Here is an 18,274-nt window from a genome sequence, read left to right on the forward strand (position 1 = left end):
ATGCGGGAGCCGGCGGCGATGGAGACCGAGGCGGCTTCCAGCGGCTTGACGAGGACGCGCTGCACCTGCTTCTGAGTCAGCTCAGGGGCGGTGACGGTGGACGAGACCCTGGGGCTCCAGGGGTGGATCCGATGAGGCATCACGTCTGGCACCCGGCCGTCCGTGCGACGGAGCTCCCGGCTCCATGATCATGGATCCCCCACGAGCGCCAAGGACCACGACTCCGAAGCCATGCAGAAGCCGCGCAGCGAAGCGCCCCCGTGGGGCGTGCCATCCGCCAGGCTGCGAGTGCTGGACCACTCCGCGTCTCGAACGTCGGGACACGAGCCTCTGGGGGATCAAGGTGCATGCAGTCTTCATCAGTGTTCGGATCGATCCCGCGCGGCACGAAGAGGCCATCAACACCCACCTTCGCGAGAGTGTCGTCCCGAACGTCAAGGGCGCGCCCGGCTTCGTGAGGGGAACGTGGTTCGGCGACACCACGACGGGATACGGCGTCACACTCTTCGAGTCCGAGGAACAAGCTCAGCAGATGGCGCGCATGGTGACGGATTCCCCTGACGATCCGGTCCAGGTCGAGGACGTCAAGGTCTACGAGGTGACCGCGGAGGCGTAGGCCTCTTCGTCGGATCACGAGCCCGCAGGCCTTCTCGTCACCTCAGGTACCCCGGCGCAGCGCGCCGAGACCGATCTCGGAGGTCTCCGGCCGCGCGCCCTGGCAGACGTCGCCGGTCGGTCGGCGCGCGGCGATCGACCGGGCGTCATCACTCACGACCACCGACCAGCGGCAGCAACCCTCAGGATCTCGGCTGAGGTACCCCTGGCGCTGGTGAGCAAGACGCTGCGGCATTCGCAGGTGGGGACCACCGTGGACCTGTACGGGCACCTGACGCACGAAGCGGCGGACAGTCCCGGGGGCCTCGACGCGTCCTGGGCGCGTCTACCGGGAGGACGGCCCCGGCGGGATGCGACCACGATGCGACCACGAGGCCGACGGTGATGCCTCGTCGTCGCGTCGTGGTCCCGGCGAGCCGGACCGAGAGCCCAGGTCGCGCAACGTCATGAGGCGAGAGCCGCCTGTCGGAATCGAACCGACGACCTTCTCATTACGAGTGAGATGCTCTACCGACTGAGCTAAGGCGGCGGACGTGCGGCGCTGAGCTTACGGCACCGTCCGGCGCGGCCCGGCACACCCCCGGACGTGCCGCCGCCCTCAGGCGGGCAGCCGCAGCGCCACGGTGAGCGCCTCGATGGCGATCTGCGGCTTCACGTTCTGCTCCAGCGCGGTGCGGGCCGCGAGCACCGCGTCGATCCGCCGCAGCGCGCCCTCGGCCCCGACCCGCCGGGCCAGCTCGGTGGCGTCGGCCCGGCGGTCCGGATGGGCCAGCGGCACCGCCTCCGCCCCGGCGACCGACTCCACGGCGCTGACCACCAGCGCGTCCCGGTACAGGGCGGCCAGGTCGACCAGCGCCCGGTCCAGGGAGTCCCGGCCCAGCCGGGTGGCCCGGGACTTCTGCCGCTTCTCCAGCTCCTTGAGCACCCCGGCGCCCCGGCTGGCGGCGGCGACCCCCGGCCCCCGCGCGCCCACGCCCAGGCTGGCCTTGACCGCGTCGGTCTCCGCGCCGTCGACCTCGGCCACCGCCTTGTCCGACTCCTCCTTCGCCGAGCCGACCAAGTCGTCGGCGGCGTTGAGGCAGGCGGCCAGGGAGACCAGGGACAGCGGGATGTCCAGCACGGCCTTGCGGGCCAGCCGGGCCGCCTCGTCCCGGGCCAGGTGCCGGGCCCGCCCGACGTGCCCACCGGCCGCGGCGGCGGACCAGGCGGCCAGCGCCGGGTCGATGCCGTCCCGGCGGACGAGCACCTCGGCGACCGCGGCGACCGGCGGCGTCCGGAGCCCGACGACCCGGCACCGCGACCGGATGGTGACCGGCACGTCGTCGGGGTGCAGCGAGGGCGCGCACAGCAGGATCACCGTGCGCGGCGGCGGCTCCTCGAGCATCTTGAGCACGGCGTTGCCGGCCTGCTCGGTCATCCGGTCGGCGTCCTCGACGACGACGATCTGCCACCGCCCCTGGGACGGCGCCCGGGCCGCGGTGCGGACGATCTCGCGCACCTCAAGCACCCCGATGGACAGCCCCTCGGGCACGATGCGGTGCACGTCGGCGTGGGTGCCGGCCAGCGCGGTGCGGCAGGCGTGGCAGGTGCCGTCGCCACCGGCCGGGCACTGCAGGGCGGCGGCGAAGGCCCGGGCGGCGACCGACCTCCCGGACCCGGGTGGCCCGGTGAACAGCCAGGCGTGCGTCATCGACGCCGGCTGGGCGATCGCGGCCTGCAGCTCGGCCACCACGTCGGGCTGACCGATGACGTCGGCCCACACGCCGGCCCCGGCGGCCTGCGTGCGGGCCTGGGCGACCGGGGCGCTCACCGGCGCAGCGGGGCGGCCGCGTCCGCCCGGGGGCCGGCGTCGGTCCGGGCGTCCTCCGGCCGGGTCAGCTGCGGCAGGCCGGCCAGCAGGCCGGCGACCCGGTCCCGGATGGCCGCGGCGAGCCGGTCGGGGGTGCCGGTGGCGTCGAGCACCAGGTACCGGTCGGGCTCGGCCTCGGCCAGCGCCAGGAAGGTGCGCCGGACGCGCTGGTGGAAGTCCAGCGACTCGGCCTCCAGCCGGTCGGCGGTCGCCCGCCCGCGGGCCCGGGCCAGGCCCACCTCCGGCGGCAGGTCGAGCAGCACGGTGAGGTCGGGGCGCAGCCCCTGGGTGGCCCAGCGGGAGATCGACCGCACGTCGTCCATCGGGATGGTCCGGCCGGCGCCCTGGTAGGCCAGCGAGCTGTCCACGAAGCGGTCGGTGATAACCACCTCGCCGGCGTCGAGGGCCGGCCGCAGCACGTCGTGCACGTGCTGCGCCCGGTCCGCGGCGTAGAGCAGCGCCTCCGAGCGCGGCGACAGCCCGGCGCTGGCCGGGTCGAGCACGATGGACCGGATGCCGGCGCCGGAGGGGGTCGCGCCGGGCTCGAACGTCGCCCGTGCGACGTAGCCCTCCTGCGCCAGCCAGTCCTGCAGACGCTTGACCTGGGTGGACTTCCCGGCACCCTCGCCGCCCTCGAAGGCGATGAGCACCCCGCCCCCGGCGAGCCGGCGGCGGGCGGTGGTGTCCCGGCGCAGTGCGGTGACCACGTCGGCGACCAGCGGGACCGGCCGGCCGTCGTCCATCTGCCGGTAGGCGACCACGCCGACGCCGACGGCCAGCACCCCCGCCACCAGCAGCATGACCCGTTCCCCGGTGACCGGGACGACGAAGGCCCCGACGTCGACCGGGTGCTGGCCGATCAGGCCGACGCCGAAGGGCACCAGCGCGAGGGAGAGGATCAGCGCGGCGCGGACCAGCGACTGCACGAGGGCGAAGGTGCGCCCGCGGATGGCGTCGTCGATCTCGGTGCCCAGCAGGGTGAACCCCGCGAGGTAGGCGATGCCGGCGAAGAAGCCCATGAGCACGACCAGCAGCAGCGCGATCCACAACGTGAAGGTCGACGCCAGCAGCACGACGGTGACGCCCGCGCCGACGATCGCCACGCCGAACAGCCGCTCCCGGGACAGGTCCTTGGCCACGCTCGGGCCCAGTGCGATGCCCAGCCCCAGCCCGATGAAGACCGAGCCGAACAGCAGCCCGTAGGCCGCCTGACCGCCCCCGAGGGCGTTGGCGAAGGCCTGGCCGGTGGCGATGACCACGCCGGCGGCGGCGAACGCGCCGGTGATGCCGACGACCAGGCCGCGGACCAGCGGGGTGTGCCCGGCGAAGGAGAACCCCTGCCGCAGGGACCCGAAGAAGCTCTCCCCGCTGTCCTGCGGGCGGCCGGCCCGGCGCCCACTGATGGAGGGCAGGTTCCAGATGACGACCGCGGCGACCAGGAAGGTCAGCGCGTTGGCGTACAGCGCCAGGTCGACCTCGTTGACCCCGGGGATCAGGACGGAGGTGCGGCCACCCAGGTAGGCCAGCAGCGCGAAGACGACGGCGGCCAGCACCGGGGTGAGCCCGTAGGTGGTCACCAGCGACAGCTGGTTGGCCGGCTCCATCTGGTCCTTGCGGAGCATGTTGGGCACCGCGGCGTCCTTCGCCGGGATCCAGAACAGGCTCAGCGCCTCGATCACGAACTGGGCGATGAACAGCCAGATCAGCTCGTCGACCAGGGGGATGGAGGCGAACAGCCCGAACCGCAGGACGTCGGTCACGACCATCGTCTTGCGCCGGTCGAACCGGTCGGCGAAGGCCCCGGCGAGTGGGCCCAGCACGATGGCGGGCAGCAGCCGGAACAGCAGCACGGCGCCCAGCGCGAAGTTCTGCCCGGCGAAGCTGTCCACCAGCGACGTCGCCGTGGCGGTGATCGCGAGCAGGCCCAGCCAGTCCCCGAAGCTGGACAGCGACATCGACAGCCACAGCTTGCGGAAGTCGCGGACCCGCAGGACGGCGCGGATCTTCGCGGCCAGCGAGACCGCCGACGGTGCCCCGAGCTCGTCCTCGTCCGCGCCGGACGGCGCGGGGGTGGCGGCGCCCTCGTCCGCGCCGGACCCCACGTGCAGCCCGGCCAGGGCAGCGGGCTCGCCGTCCGCAGGCGTGGGGACGCCGGCCGGCGGGAGACCGTCGGCCGCGGCGCTACCGACCAGCGGTTCCTCCGGGCCGGCAGCCGCGTCCGCCGGCGCGGCGGTGGCGCCCGCGGGCCCGGCCGTCCCGGCGGACACGTCGGCGCCGGCAGACGCGCCCGCGGCCCCGTCCGCGGACGGGGTGTCCGGGTCGGGACGTCGCGGCGACGGGCCGGCCGTCGGGTCGGAGCTGATCGGGACCCCCAGGGAGAAGGCGGCGCTGGGTGCGGTCGGGCTCGGCGGTCGGTCGGGCCCGGCGGGGCAACGGTACCGGCCGGAGGTGACGCGATCCGCCCTTTGGCGACACTGCGGCACGGCTAGCCTGCGCCCATGGGCACCGGACCGCAGACGTGGGACCCCGCCACCTACCTCGGTTTCGCCGGCGAGCGGGGTCGCCCGTTCGTCGACCTGGTGAGCCGGGTCGACGCCGAGGCCCCCGCCGAGGTGGTCGACCTGGGCTGCGGGGACGGGTCGACGACCGCGCTCCTCCGCCGGCGGTGGCCCACCGCGCGGGTCACCGGCGTCGACTCCTCCCCCGACATGCTCGCCGCCGCGCAGGCGCACACGGTCCCCGGGGCGCTGACCTTCGCCGCCGGGGACGTGCGGATCTGGCAGCCCGCCGTGCCGGTGGACGTGCTGGTCAGCAACGCGGTGCTGCACTGGGTGCCCGGCCACGACCGGCTGCTGGACCGGTGGGCGCGGGAGCTGGCCCCCGGCGGCTGGCTGGCCGTGCAGGTGCCGGGCAACCAGGCGGCACCCACCCACGCGCTGCTGGCCGACCTGTGCCGGTCACCGCGCTGGGCCGGGCGGCTGGCCGCCGCCGCGCCCGCCGCGGACGCCGTCCTGGACCCGTCGGGGTACCTGGACGTGCTCACCGCCGCGGGTCTGGCCGCCGACGTGTGGGAGACCACCTACCTGCACGTGCTGACCGGGGAGGACCCGGTGCTGCGCTGGGTCTCCGGGACGGTGCTCCGGCCGGTGCTCGAGCTGCTGGACGACGAGGCGGTCGCCGACCTCACCGCCGAGTACGCCGCCGCGCTGCGCGCCGCCTATCCGCGGCGCGGCGACGGGACGACGGTGCTGCCGTTCCGCCGGGTGTTCGCGGTGGGCCGGCGGGCGTCCTGAACCGGGCGCCTCAGCGGGGCGTCAGCCGGTACGCGCGGGTCGTGTACGGCAGGTCGAGCAGCTCCCGACCGCCGGTGTCGGGGTGGCCGGCCAGCAGTTCGCGGATCCCGCCGAGGAACGCCGCCCGGCCCGCGGCGTCCATCACCGCGACGTAGCTGCGGGTACCGATGCCGGCCACGACCTGCTCGGGCGTCAGCACCTGGACCACGGCGGAGTCCAGGACGGTGACGTCAGCGGGCAGCGCCGTCGCGAAGGCGTCGACCACGCCCTGGTCGGCCTCGTGACCGCGGGCCTCTGCCTCGAGCGCGGCCCCCAGGGCGCGTACCCACGGGACCCGCTCGTCGCGGGTGTTCCAGACGAACCCGACGACACCACCGGGTCGCAGCACCCGGCGCAGCTCGGCCGCCGCCGGCTCCGGGCGGAACCAGTGCGCGGCCTGGCCGGCGACGACGGCGTGGACCGCGGCGTCCGCCAAGGGGATGGCCTCGGCCGCGCCCACCTCGGTGCGCACCCGGGGGTGCCGGCGCCGCAGCTGGTCCAGCATCGGGGCGGCGACGTCGACCGCCACGACCTCGTGGCCGGCCGCGACCAGCACGTCGGTCAGCAGGCCGGTGCCCGCGCCGAGGTCGAGCACCCGCCGCGGCCGGTCGCCGAGCAAGAACGGCACGACCTCGGCCGGGTAGCCCGGCCGGAGCGCCGCGTAGTCCGTCGCCACGGAACCGAAGGCGGTCCGCAGCTCCTCCCAGCTCCCGGTCCCGCGCGGGCCGCCCACGGCCGACCGATCAGCCGGCCGGGAGGGGATCGCCGGCCGGGGCGTCCGCCTTCTTCGCGGTCGCCTTCGCCGCCTTCTTCGCCGGGGCCTTCTTCGCCGCCGTCGTCTTCTTCGCGGCGGCCTTCTTGGTCGCCTTCTTCTTCACCGGCGCCCGCTCGCGGCGGTCGGCCAGCAGCTCGGCGGCCCGCTCCAGGGTGATCGACTCGACGTCGTCGCCCTTGCGCAGGCTGGCGTTGACCTCGCCGTCGGTGACGTAGGGGCCGAAACGGCCCTCGCGGACCGTCACCTGGCCCTGGCTCACCGGGTCCGCGCCGAGCTCCTTGAGCGGGGCGGCGGCTGCCTTGCGGCCCCGCTGCTTGGGCTGGGCGAAGATCGCCAGCGCCTCGTCCAGGGTCACCGTGAACAGCCGCTCCTCGCTCTCCAGCGAGCGCGAGTCGGTGCCCTTCTTGATGTAGGGCCCGTAGCGGCCGTTGAGCGCCTGGATCTCCTCGCCGTCCGGCGCGGCGCCCACCGTGCGCGGCAGGGTGAGCAGCTGCAGCGCCTGCTCCAGGGTCACCGTCTCCGGGGACATGGTCTTGAAGAGGCTGGCCGTCCGCGGGGCGTCCTTGCTCCCCTCGGGGACGACGGTGGTGACGTAGGGGCCGTACCGGCCGGCCTTGACCGCCACGGGGTGCCCGGTCTCCGGGTCGGCGCCCAGCTCCCGGTCGCTGGACGGCGCGTCCAGCAGCTCGGCGACCTTCTCGCTGGTGAGCTCGTCGGGCGCGATGTCCTCGGGGATGCTCACCCGCGCGCCCTCCTCACCACCGGCCTGCAGGTAGGGCCCGTACCGGCCGACCCGGACCACGACCGGCTCGCCGTTGGGCGCGGTGGCGCGCAGCGGGATCGAGTTGACGCCGCGCGCGTCGATCTCCTCCAGCCGCTGGCCGATGACCGACTTGAGCCCTCCGGAGGCCGCGATGCCCCCGGCATGGCCTCCCTCGCCGCCGAAGTAGAACTCGGTCAGCCAGTCGACCCGCCGCAGGTCCCCGGCGGCGATCTCGTCGAGCTCGGCCTCCAGCGAGGCGGTGAAGTCGTAGTCGATCAGCGCCGCGAAGTGCTGCTCCAGCAGGTTCACCACGGCGAAGGCGATGAAGGTCGGCACCAGCGCCGAGCCTTTCTTCCACACGTACCCGCGGTCCTGGATGGTCTGCATGATCGAGGCGTAGGTCGAGGGCCGGCCGATGCCGAGCTCCTCCAGCGCCTTGACCAGGCTCGGCTCGGTGTACCGGGACGGCGGGGTGGTCGTGTGCCCCTTGGGCTCCAGCGCGGCGGTGTCCAGCTGCTGGCCGCGCTCCAGCCGAGGTAGCCGGCGCTCGGCGTCGTCGGCCTCGGCGTCGTCGGAGGCGTGGTCCTCGTCCCGGCTCTCGACGTAGGCGCGCAGGAAGCCCGGGAAGGTGATCGTCCGGCCGCTGGTGGAGAACTCCACCGCCTCGTCGGTGCTCGACCGCCCGGCGAGCCGCACCGACACCGTCTGCCCGACCGCGTCGGCCATCTGCGACGCGACCGTGCGCTGCCAGATCAGCTCGTAGAGCCGGAACTCGTCGCGGGCGAGCTGCCCGGCCAGCTGCCCCGGGGTGCGGAAGGCGTCACCGGCGGGCCGGATGGCCTCGTGCGCCTCCTGCGCGCCCTTGTTCTTGGTCGCGTAGCGGCGCGGCTCGGCAGGGACGTAGGCGTCGCCGTAGAGCTCACGGGCCTGGCTGCGGGCCGCGCTCAGCGCCGTCTCGGACAGGTTCGTCGAGTCGGTGCGCATGTAGGTGATGTAGCCGTTCTCGTACAGCCGCTGCGCGGTGCGCATCGTCACCTGGGAGGACCAGCCCAGCTTCCGGCCGGCCTCCTGCTGCAGCGTCGAGGTCATGAACGGCGCGTAGGGACGGCGGCGGTAGGGGCGCTCGTCGACCCGGCTGACGCTGACGCGGCTGCCCTCGAGGCGGGCGGCGAGCCCGCGCGCGCCGGCCTCGTCGAGGTGCACGACGTCGCTGGTCACCGTGCCGGTGTCCGGGTCGAAGTCCCGGCCGGTGGCCACCCGGCGGTCGTCGAGGGTGACCAGCGTGGCGTTCAGCCTGGTGGGCTCGCCGGCGTCGGCGTCCTTCTTCTCGACGACGTCGAAGGTCCCCTCGAGACCCCAGTAGCCGGCGGCGGTGAACCGCATACGGGCCCGCTCCCGCTCGACGACGATGCGGGTCGCCACGGACTGCACCCGGCCGGCGGAGAGCTTGGGCAGCACCTTCTTCCACAGCACCGGGGAGACCTCGTAGCCGTAGAGCCGGTCGAGGATGCGGCGGGTCTCCTGGGCGTCCACCAGCGCGGTGTCCAGCTCCCGTGGGCTGGACACCGCCCGGGCGATCGCCTCCCGGGTGATCTCGTGGAAGACCATCCGGCGGACCGGGACGGTCGGCTTGAGGGTGTCCACCAGGTGCCAGGCGATGGCCTCGCCCTCCCGGTCCTCATCGGTGGCGAGGTAGACCTCGCTGGCCTCCTTGACCAGTTGCCGCAGCCGGGTGACCTGCTGCTTGCGGTCCGGGCTCACCACGTACAGCGGCGAGAACCCGTGGTCGACGTCGACACCCAGCCGGGCCCAGGACTCGCCCTTGTGCGCGGCGGGCACGTCGGCGGCGTTCCGCGGCAGGTCTCGGATGTGGCCGATGCTGGCCTCGACGACGTAGTCGCTGCCCAGGTACCCCGCGATGGTCTTCGCCTTGGCCGGGGACTCCACGATGACCAGCGGCTTGCCACCGCGAGCGGCGGCACGCTTGCGCGGGGTGCGCGACGCTGCTCCGGAGTCGGCTGAGGGTGCGGGCGTGGTCTTGGTCGGCGGCACGGTGCTCCTGTCGAGGTGCTGACTGCAGGCGCCGGGGAGGCCCCGGACGCACGCGGGGTCACTGGACGTGTACCCGCTCGGCGAGGCCACGGTAGGCCACGTGCCCAGGGGGAGGCCGGGCAGCGACCCGTCACGGGCGTGCCGCAGCCGGCTTGGCGACCGGCCGCGAGGGCCGTCCGCGGGCGCCCGGGCGGTGCCGGAAGGGCCGGTCGCGACCGGGGGCGGGCCCGCTCCCCCGCGGCTCACGGCCGGCCCCGGGTGCCGGCCACGACCTCGCCGATCGCGGCGAGGGTCGGCCGGTCGCGGTCGAGGTACTGGGTGTGCCCCTGGGTGGCCTCGGTGGGCAGCGGGGTGTCGCCGAACAGTGCGGACACCGGACCCCGCCCGTACCAGCCCGACCACGAGACGGGGTCGGCCAGCGACCACGCGCCGTGCACCTCGGCGGCCTCCAGGTCCGCGGCGGTGAGCGCCTCGGTGCCCGGACTGCCCAGCAGCACCAGCGCGTCGGCGGCCAGGTCCCCCGGCGCCTGCGCGGCCCGGCTGGCCACCAGCGTCCCGTAGCTGTGCGCCACCACGGTGGTGCGCGCCGGCGTCGCGCCGGGCGCGGTGCGCGCGGCCGCCCAGCCGTCCAGCGCCCGGTCCAGGGCCGGGCCGCCGCGCTGGGCGACCTGGCTGGACGGCGCGGCGAGGACGGTGGCCGGCGTCCGGTAGCCCAGCCAGGCCACCGCGGCGACGGCCAGGCCGGGGCCGGCGGCCCGGGCGGCGGCGGCCACGTCGGCGGCGCCGTCCACCAGGCCGGTCAGGTCGTCGGCGGGGTGGGTGAGGATCCCGGGCACCAGGACGGCGACCGACGCCGCCGTGTCCAGGTCCCCCAGCGCCAGGGCCACCAGGTCGTCCCCGGGCCGGAACTGCAGCAGCTGGACCGCTTCCCCGGCGGCCTCCCGGCGGTCGATCTCCCCGGCCACCGCGAGGGCCGTCGCGTGCCCGCCGTCCCCGGCCGGGAGCTCTCCCAGCGCCCGGTCCAGCAGCAGCCGGTTGGCCCGGTCCCGTGCCCAGGCCGGCAGCCCGTCCAGGCTCCCCACCAGGTCGGGCTCCCCGCGCAGCACGGCGAGCTGCTCGACGGCGGTCAGCCCGGTCCACCAGCCGGCCACCCGGGCCGGGTCCTCCCCCGTGCCGAACGGGACGGGCGGCGGCCGCACCGGCCCGGTCGGGTCGAGCCGGGCCAGCGGGTCGGCCACCAGGGCACCTCCCGGAGTGGTCCCGCCCTGCGCGGAGCTGCCCCCGGACCAGGCACGCAGGGCGCCCAGCGGGGCACCGGCCTCGACGGCGGCGGCGAGCGCCCGGGCGGCCGCCGCGGACGCAGCCGCGGCCAGCACTCCCGCCCGCACGGCCGCCAGGTCGGCGGTGTCGGCGTCCAGCGGCCGGCCGGCCACCGCCGGGACGCCCTCCCCGTCCAGCGGCGCACCGGCGGCCTCCGCCGTCCGCAGCGCCGCGGCCGCCAGGTCCTGCGCCTCGTCCGCCGCCGCGACCAGCGCGGCGAGGTGCCCGGCGGACTCGTCGAGGGCGGCCTGCAGGCCACTGCTCACCGTGGACACCTCCAGCAGGGCCGCACCGGCCGCCGTCCCGGCCGGCCCGGACCAGCACTCGGCCGTGCCGAGCCGGCGGCCCACGGCGTCCAGCCGGGTCCGCCACGGCCCGAGCCGCTCGCCCACCTGGGTGAGCGTGCCGACCGCACCGCGCAGCCGCGGGACGTCCCAGCCGGCGAGGCCGGCCGGGCCGGTCACCGGGGCACCGCCGTCCACCGGTCGGCGGGGGCGGCGATCCGGCCGGCCAGCCCGGCGTCGGCCAGCCGGTACGCGTCGACCGCCGTCCCCAGGGTGGCGGCCACGGCCAGCGTCCGGGCGGCCAGCGCGGTGACCGCGGCCGCCCACCCGGCCCCGGTCCCGCCGGCCGCCTCGGCCACCGCCCCGTCCAGCGCGGTGGACAGCGACCGCCCGCACGCGGCGCTGAGCTCGCCCTCCCCTGCCAGCTCGGCGCCCAGTGACGTCAGCTCACCCAGCAGCACCTCCAGCACGTCGAGCTGGACGGAGATGAGGTGGGACACGGGGCCTCCCGGCGCTCCGTCGGCCCCCGGGTGGAGCCGACGTCACGACGCTAGGAACGCGCGGCGACGGTCCGGACCCCGTCGTCCACACCCCTGCGGGCTGTCCACAGCGGGGCGCGGCCGCCTCCGGTCACGCCGCCCGGCTGGTCACCGACGAGGCGGTCGTGTCGCTCTCCCCGCCGACCACCACCGAGCGGCGCTTGCTCACCACGACCGCGGCGACGATCACCAGCAACGCCACCACGGCGATCAGCACCCGGACGAGGGTGTTCGCGTCCTCGCCCACGGACAGGCTCACCACCGCGGGCGCGATCAGCAGCGCCACCAGGTTCATCACCTTGATCAGCGGGTTGATCGCCGGTCCGGCGGTGTCCTTGAAGGGGTCGCCGACGGTGTCGCCGATGACCGTCGCGGAGTGGGACTCGCTGCCCTTCCCGCCGTACGCGCCGTCCTCGACCATCTTCTTGGCGTTGTCCCAGGCGCCGCCGGAGTTGGCGAGGAAGACCGCCATCAGGGTGCCGGTGGCGATCGCGCCGACCAGGTAGGCCGCCAGCGGGCCGAAGCCCAGGCCGAAGCCGACGGCCACCGGGGCGAGGACGGCCATCAGCCCGGGGGTGGCCAGCTCCCGCAGCGAGTCCTTGGTGCAGATGTCGACCACGGCGGCGTAGTCGGGCCGCTCGGTGTAGTCCATGATCCCGGGCCGGGTGCGGAACTGCTCGCGCACCTCGAAGACCACCCGGCCCGCGGCCCGGGAGACGGCGCTGATGGCCAGCCCGGAGAAGAAGAAGACCACGGCGGAACCGATGATCGCGCCCACCACGTTGTTGGGCGACACGAGGCTGAGGGCGTCCTCCAGGGAGGCGCCGGAGACCTCCAGGGCGACGTCGATGCTGGCGTTGTAGGAGCCGAACAGTGCCGTCGCCGCCAGGACGGCGGTGGCGATCGCGATGCCCTTGGTGATGGCCTTGGTGGTGTTGCCCACGGCGTCGAGGTCGGTGAGCACCTGGGCGCCTTCCTCGTCGATGTCCCCCGACATCTCCGCGATGCCCTGGGCGTTGTCGCTGACCGGCCCGAAGGTGTCCATCGAGACGATGACGCCGGCGGTGGTGAGCAGCCCGCAGCCGGCCAGCGCCACGGCGTAGAGCGCCACGGCCCCGCCGATCAGGAAGGCGCCGTAGACGGCCGCGCCGATCAGCAGCGCCGCGTAGACCGCCGACTCCAGGCCCAGCGAGATGCCCGAGAGGATCACCGTGGCCGGCCCGGTGAGCGAGCTGCGGGTGACGTCCTTCACCGGACGACGCGACGTCTCGGTGAAGTAACCGGTGAGCTGCTGGATGGCTGCGGCCAGCACGATGCCGATCAGCACCGAGACGAAGCCGAGCACCTGCGGGCTGACCGAGACGTCCAGTCCGTCGGAGACCGCCGGCAGCACCGTGAACGACGCCACGGCGACGAGCACGAGGGAGACCGCGGCGGAGGCGAAGAAGCCGCGGTTGATCGGCGCCATCCAGGACGTGTCGCCGGCGGTCGGGTTGCTGGCCAGGATGCCCACGACCGAGGCGATGATCCCGATCGTGGCGACGACCAGCGGGAACACCATGCCCACGGCGCCGAAGAAGACCTGCCCGAGGATGAGCGCGGCGACCAGCGTGACGGCGTAGGACTCGAAGAGGTCGGCGGCCATGCCCGCACAGTCACCGACGTTGTCCCCGACGTTGTCGGCGATGGTGGCGGCGTTGCGCGGGTCGTCCTCGGGGATGCCCGCCTCGACCTTGCCGACCAGGTCCGCGCCGACGTCGGCGGCCTTGGTGAAGATGCCACCGCCGACGCGCATGAACATGGCCAGCAGCGCGCCGCCGAACCCGAAGCCCTCCAGGACCACCGGAGCGGTGTCCCGGAACAGCAGCAGGGCCAGCGAGGCGCCGAACAGGCCCAGCCCGACGGTGATCATCCCGCAGACGCCGCCGGTGCGGAACGCGATGCGGAAGGCGGGACGGTGCCCGCCGGCCGCGGCCGCCGCGGCGACCCGCACGTTGCCGCGGGTGGCCAGCGTCATGCCGATGAAGCCGACCAGGGCCGAGAACAGCGCGCCGATCAGGAAGAACACCGCCCGGCCCAACCGGGTGCCCCAGCCGCCGTCGGTGACCGGCAGCAGGAGCAGCAACAGGAAGACGATGACGGCGAAGACCCCCAACGTCCGGAACTGCCGCCGGAGGAACGCCCCGGCTCCCTCCTGGACCGCCTTGGCGATCTCCTGCATCTTGACCGTCCCCTGATCGGCGGCCATGACCGCGCGGGACAGGTAGGCGGCGAAGCCGAGGGCGGCGAGGGAGACGAGGAGGGCGACCGCCACCAGGGCGAGATGACCTCCGGACAGTTCGGTGTCTGGCATTCGGGTCCTCCACGGCGATACGGGCACGCAGCGGTCGGGACCTGCTCCGGGGCACTCGCCCCGGGGTGGTCGCGGCGTGGGCTGCACTGTGCCGCAGCGGCGGGCCCACCACCAGCCCCTTCCGTGAGGCAGCTCACACGGACGGTGATTCCCGGGACGCCGCGCCGCGCCTTGCGCGGGGGTGTGACAGTGGAGTGGTGACGTCGCTGCACCCTTCCCCGGTCGCGACCGACGAGCCGGACCCGACCGCCGGCGCCCCGCTGCGGGTGCTGCCCGGCGCTGACCTGCTCGAGGCGCTGCTCACCGACACCGACCCCGAGCACGACCCCGTCACGCACGTGCACCGGCTCCCCGCCCGCGCCGCCCGGGTGGCCCCGTGGCCGGCCTGGGTGGCGCCGGAGCTGCGCGAACGGCTGGCCGGGCGCGGGGTCCTCGCGCCGTTCAGCCACCAGGTCGCCGCCGCGGAGCTCGCCCGCGACGGCCGGCACGTCGTGGTGGCCACCGGGACGGCGTCGGGCAAGTCTCTGGCCTACCAGCTGCCCGCGCTGACCGCGCTGGCCGAGGACCCCCGGGCGTGCGTGCTGTACCTGGCGCCCACCAAGGCCCTCGCCCGGGACCAGCTGGCCGCGGTCTCCGCGCTGGCCGACCCCTCCGTGCGGCCGGCCGCCTACGACGGCGACACCCCGATGGAGGAGCGGGAGTGGGTGCGCCGGCACGCGCGGTGGATCGTGACCAACCCGGACATGCTGCACCGCGGGGTGCTGCCGGCCCACCAGAAGTGGTCGGGCACCCTGCGCCGGGTCGCCTACGTGGTGGTCGACGAGTGCCACGCCTACCGCGGGGTCTTCGGGTCCCACGTCGGCCACGTGCTGCGCCGGCTGCGCCGCATCTGCCGGCGCTACGGCGCCGACCCGGTGTTCGTGCTGGCCTCGGCCACCGTCGCCGACCCGGCGGCGGCCGCCACCCGGCTGGTGGGCGCCCCGGTCACCGCGGTGACCGAGGACGGCTCGCCCCGGCCCGGGGCCACCTTCGCGCTGTGGGAGCCACCGCTGACCGAGCGCACCGGCGAGCACGGGGCGCCGCTGCGCCGCTCGGCCGCCTCGGACGCCGCCGGGCTGCTCGCCGACCTGGTGGAGCAGGGCGCCCGGACGCTGGCGTTCGTCCGGTCCCGGCGCAGCGCCGAGTCCGTCGCCGACCAGGCCCGCCGGGTGCTCGCCGACCGCGGCCGGACGGACCTGGTCCCGCGGGTGGACTCCTACCGCGGGGGCTACCTGCCCGAGGAGCGCCGGGAGCTGGAGCGGGCGCTGTCCACCGGCGCGCTGCTGGGCGTGGCGACCACCAACGCCCTCGAGCTCGGCATCGACATCGCCGGGCTGGACGCCGTCGTGCTGGCCGGCTACCCGGGGACGCTCGCGTCGCTGTGGCAGCAGGCCGGCCGGGCGGGCCGGGCGCAGCGCGAGTCGCTGGTGGTGTTCGTCGCCCGGGACGACCCGCTGGACCACTACCTGGCCCACCACCCCCAGGCGGTGTTCGGCCGGCCGGTGGAGGCCACCGTCACCGACCCGACCAACCCGTACGTGCTCGGTCCGCAGCTGTGCTGCGCGGCGGCCGAGCTGCCGCTGACCGCCGAGGAGCTGGCCGGCTTCGGCGGCGCGGCGGCGGAGGAGCGGATCGCCGAGCTGGTCGCGTCCGGCCAGCTCCGCAAGCGGCCCAGCGGCTGGTACTGGGCCGGCCGCGGCCGTCCCGACGTGGACATCCGCGGGGACGGCGCCCCACCGGTGTCGATCATCGAGGGCGCCACCGGCCGGCTGCTGGGCACCGTGGACGGCGGCGCCGCGCACTCGGCGGTGCACACCGGCGCGCTCTACGTGCACCGCGGGGAGAGCTACGTCGTCGACGAGTTCGACGTCGAGGACGCCTGCGCGGTGGTGCACCCGGAGAGCCCGGAGTGGACGACGGTCTCCCGGGACGTGACCGACTACGCCATCGTCTCGGTCGACCGCACCCGCCGGCTCGGCTCGGTCACCGCGCACACCGGCGTGGTCGACGTGACCAACCAGGTGGTGGCCTACCAGCGCCGCCGGCTGGGCACCGGCGAGGTCCTCGCCGAGTTCCCGCTGGACCTGCCCTCCCGCCAGCTCCGCACCCGCGCGGTGTGGCTGACCTTCGACGAGCGGGCGATCGCCCGGGCCGAGGTCGCGGAGTCCGAGCTGCCCGGCTCCCTGCACGCGGCGGAGCACGCCGCCATCGGGCTGCTGCCGCTGATGGCGACCTGCGACCGGTGGGACATCGGCGGGGTGTCCACCGCGCTGCACCCGGACACCGGTGCCGCAACGATCGTGGTCTACGACGGGCACCCCGGCGGCGCCGGGTTCGCCGAGCGCGGCTACGCGGTGCTGCGGCAGTGGCTGCAGGCCACCCGGGCCACCGTGGCCAGCTGCGAGTGCGAGGCCGGCTGCCCGTCCTGCGTGCAGTCGCCCAAGTGCGGCAACGGCAACGAACCACTGGACAAGGCCGGCGCCGTCCGGGTGCTCGACGTGGTGCTCGACGAGCTGGCGGTCGCGGCGGACCGGGACCTGGACGCGCGGACCGACGACGGACGGGACCTGGCCGCCGACGTCCCCGACGACTCCGGCACGCCGGCTGACGCCGCCCAACCGGACCCGCCGGCTGACGCCGCCCACCCGGACCCGGACGGCGGCGCGGAGGCCCGGTCGGCCACCGGTCGGGCGCTGACCCGGCGCGGTGAGCGCCGGACCGGCCGGCTGCCCGACCCGCCGGCCGCCCGACCCGGCAGGAGAGGGCGCGTGCCCGGCGAGTGCCTGGCCGACGAGGAGGACGCCGCTCCCGCCGGGTCCGGCCAGGACCTCCCCGACGCCCCTCCGGACGACCTCGCCGACGACCTGGTCTTCTGACCTCGCCCCCGTCCGCGGGGGGCGAGCGACCCGGCCGCGGCGTCCCGCCGGGCGCTGCGGGAGCAGCTACCGGCCGCCTCGGTCGGCGCGGACGCCGTCCAGCTGCAGACGACGACCGGTCATCTGTGGCGGTGCAGCCACGCCCAGCAGGTCCAGCACCGTGGGCGCGACGTCCTCGAGTGCCACCGGCTGGTCGTGCACGGCGTGCCGTCCCGTGCCGATCCACAGGGCACCTTCGCTGCTGTGGCGGCCGCTGCGGACCGTGTGGATCGGCGTGAAGACGTCGCCCATGAGCGGCTCGCTGCCGTCGGCCGTGCCCCGGATGCGGCTCGTGAGGGCCCCGCCGTGGTCGATGGCGCAGCCCCCGATCAACGCGGCCCCGTCACGGGTGAACCGCATGAGCCGCTGCCCGTCCAGCTCGAGCTCGCCGAAGCGCTCGCGGGCTGTCACGGCGGCCTCCTCGGACGCGAACCTGGCCACGAACTGCTCGGCCATGATCGACCGCACGTCGACGTCGCGGGTGGTGTAGCCCGCCAGCTGCAGAGCCGCTTCCCAGCTCTTGGGTCGATAGGTCTGCTTGGTTGCGTCCGTCCACGGCTGCTGGCTCAGGGCCGTGCAGAGGACCAGCGTGGCCTCCGGGTGGTCGGCGAGCATCCGGCCGAGGATGCGGTCCATCGACCGGTAGCCGAACAGGATCGCGCCGGCGTAGGACGGGTGGTCGGACGGCTCGGGCGGCGTGTCGAAGCTCTCGGGGTTCATGTGCCGCCAGAAGTAGTGCTGGTAGTGCGCGGTGCTGTTGCTGAAGAACGTCGCGAAGTCCACGCGCTCGCGGCGGGCGAGCGTGCGGAAGACGTCGTACTGTATCCAGTCGAGGGCGCTCGCCCTCCGCCAGCGGACACCTGGGTCCCGGCGCTCCGCCGCGAGCTGCCGCACCAGCACCGACACGGTGGCGGGGGTCAACCCGTGCCGGAGCATGAACGCGGCGAAGGGCACCAGGCCGGCACCCGGGGCGACCCCCTCCACTCTGGAGGAGTCCCGCACCATCGTGCCGATCGTCCGCAGGTACGGCCCGAGGGTGGCGGGCTTGGCGGTCGCCTTCGAGTTCCACGGATCCGGCACGTAGAAGCCGTTGAGGTCCCCGTACGGGACGTTCATCGCACCGAAGACGCCGACCCGCAGTCCGGCGTCGGAGGCGACCTGGGCGACCGGCGGGCGCGGCGGGCGTCCCTGCGCGAGGTCGTCGTCCGACCGGGTCGCCCCCAGGTGGCGCAGCCCGTGCTCGCGGTGGGAGACGCCCAGGTGGACCGTCGGCCACTGCACCCATGGCTCCAGGCGGGGCGGCGCAGCGTCGGCGTCCGTCGTGAAGACCTGCGAGGACTCGTACAGCCGGCGGAAGTTGGGCAGCTCGCCGGCGGCCATGAACTCGTCCAGCAGCTGCGGCGAGAGCTCGTTGAACTCGATCTGGAGGACCTTCACG

Annotated in this window: 11 protein-coding genes and 1 tRNA gene; 3 read left to right on the forward strand and 9 right to left on the reverse strand. The window is 75.2% G+C overall.

Translation table 11 applies throughout. From position 1 onward, the window contains the following. The first annotated feature begins 343 nt into the window (after positions 1 to 343). The gene (locus tag ACWIX6_RS21135; RefSeq protein ID WP_448614407.1) at positions 344 to 616 is read left to right on the forward strand and encodes a hypothetical protein; all 273 of its coding nucleotides are present in this window, start codon (positions 344 to 346) and stop codon (positions 614 to 616) included. A 455-nt stretch (positions 617 to 1,071) separates the two neighbouring features. On the opposite strand, the gene ACWIX6_RS21140 is transcribed toward ACWIX6_RS21135, so the two are convergent. The 3 genes from ACWIX6_RS21140 to tmk form a co-directional block, all read right to left on the reverse strand. Further along, positions 1,072 to 1,144: transfer RNA gene (locus ACWIX6_RS21140), tRNA-Thr, on the reverse strand. Between the two features lie 69 nt (positions 1,145 to 1,213). Beyond that, entirely contained in the window at positions 1,214 to 2,425 is a 1,212-nt protein-coding gene (locus tag ACWIX6_RS21145) for a DNA polymerase III subunit delta' (RefSeq protein WP_448614408.1), read from the reverse strand. Further along, a complete protein-coding gene (gene tmk / locus ACWIX6_RS21150) occupies positions 2,422 to 4,731 on the reverse strand; it encodes a dTMP kinase (RefSeq protein WP_448614409.1) in 2,310 nt (769 codons plus the stop codon). The genes ACWIX6_RS21145 and tmk overlap by 4 nt, the downstream gene beginning before the upstream one ends. 231 nt (positions 4,732 to 4,962) lie before the next feature. Here tmk and ACWIX6_RS21155 point away from each other — a divergent pair, with 231 nt between their 5' ends. Beyond that, positions 4,963 to 5,757: a trans-aconitate 2-methyltransferase gene (locus tag ACWIX6_RS21155; RefSeq protein WP_448614410.1), complete on the forward strand. Its 795-nt coding sequence runs from the start codon at positions 4,963 to 4,965 to the stop codon at positions 5,755 to 5,757. A gap of 10 nt (positions 5,758 to 5,767) precedes the next feature. Here ACWIX6_RS21155 and ACWIX6_RS21160 read toward each other — a convergent pair whose 3' ends face one another. The 5 genes from ACWIX6_RS21160 to ACWIX6_RS21180 all read right to left on the reverse strand — a co-directional run bounded on the left by ACWIX6_RS21160 (position 5,768) and on the right by ACWIX6_RS21180 (position 13,882). Then, positions 5,768 to 6,529, reverse strand: a complete 762-nt coding sequence (locus ACWIX6_RS21160; protein WP_448614411.1) for a class I SAM-dependent methyltransferase — start codon at positions 6,527 to 6,529, stop codon at positions 5,768 to 5,770. Positions 6,530 to 6,539: 10 nt separating this feature from the next. Beyond that, complete coding sequence (gene topA / locus ACWIX6_RS21165) at positions 6,540 to 9,386, reverse strand: type I DNA topoisomerase (RefSeq protein ID WP_448614412.1); 2,847 nt, start codon at positions 9,384 to 9,386, stop codon at positions 6,540 to 6,542. Positions 9,387 to 9,628: 242 nt separating this feature from the next. Further along, the gene (locus ACWIX6_RS21170) at positions 9,629 to 11,170 is read right to left on the reverse strand and encodes an alpha/beta hydrolase (RefSeq protein ID WP_448614413.1); all 1,542 of its coding nucleotides are present in this window, start codon (positions 11,168 to 11,170) and stop codon (positions 9,629 to 9,631) included. Continuing rightward, the gene (locus tag ACWIX6_RS21175; RefSeq protein ID WP_448614414.1) at positions 11,167 to 11,490 is read right to left on the reverse strand and encodes a hypothetical protein; all 324 of its coding nucleotides are present in this window, start codon (positions 11,488 to 11,490) and stop codon (positions 11,167 to 11,169) included. Before ACWIX6_RS21175 ends, ACWIX6_RS21170 begins: the two co-directional genes overlap by 4 nt. A gap of 130 nt (positions 11,491 to 11,620) precedes the next feature. Continuing rightward, positions 11,621 to 13,882 (reverse strand): sodium-translocating pyrophosphatase, encoded by a 2,262-nt coding sequence (locus tag ACWIX6_RS21180; RefSeq protein ID WP_448614415.1) that lies wholly within the window; start codon positions 13,880 to 13,882, stop codon positions 11,621 to 11,623. A gap of 197 nt (positions 13,883 to 14,079) precedes the next feature. On the opposite strand from ACWIX6_RS21180, the gene ACWIX6_RS21185 reads away from it, so the two are divergent. Next, on the forward strand, positions 14,080 to 16,797 hold the full coding sequence (locus ACWIX6_RS21185; protein ID WP_448614416.1) for a DEAD/DEAH box helicase: 2,718 nt from the start codon (positions 14,080 to 14,082) through the stop codon (positions 16,795 to 16,797). Between the two features lie 66 nt (positions 16,798 to 16,863). Here the strand turns inward: ACWIX6_RS21185 and ACWIX6_RS21190 are convergent, their stop codons facing one another. After that, positions 16,864 to 18,273, reverse strand: coding sequence for a hypothetical protein (locus ACWIX6_RS21190; protein ID WP_448614417.1), 1,410 nt, complete (start codon positions 18,271 to 18,273; stop codon positions 16,864 to 16,866). Position 18,274: the final 1 nt, after the last annotated feature.

It is taken from the genome of Modestobacter sp. URMC 112 (assembly GCF_053502575.1).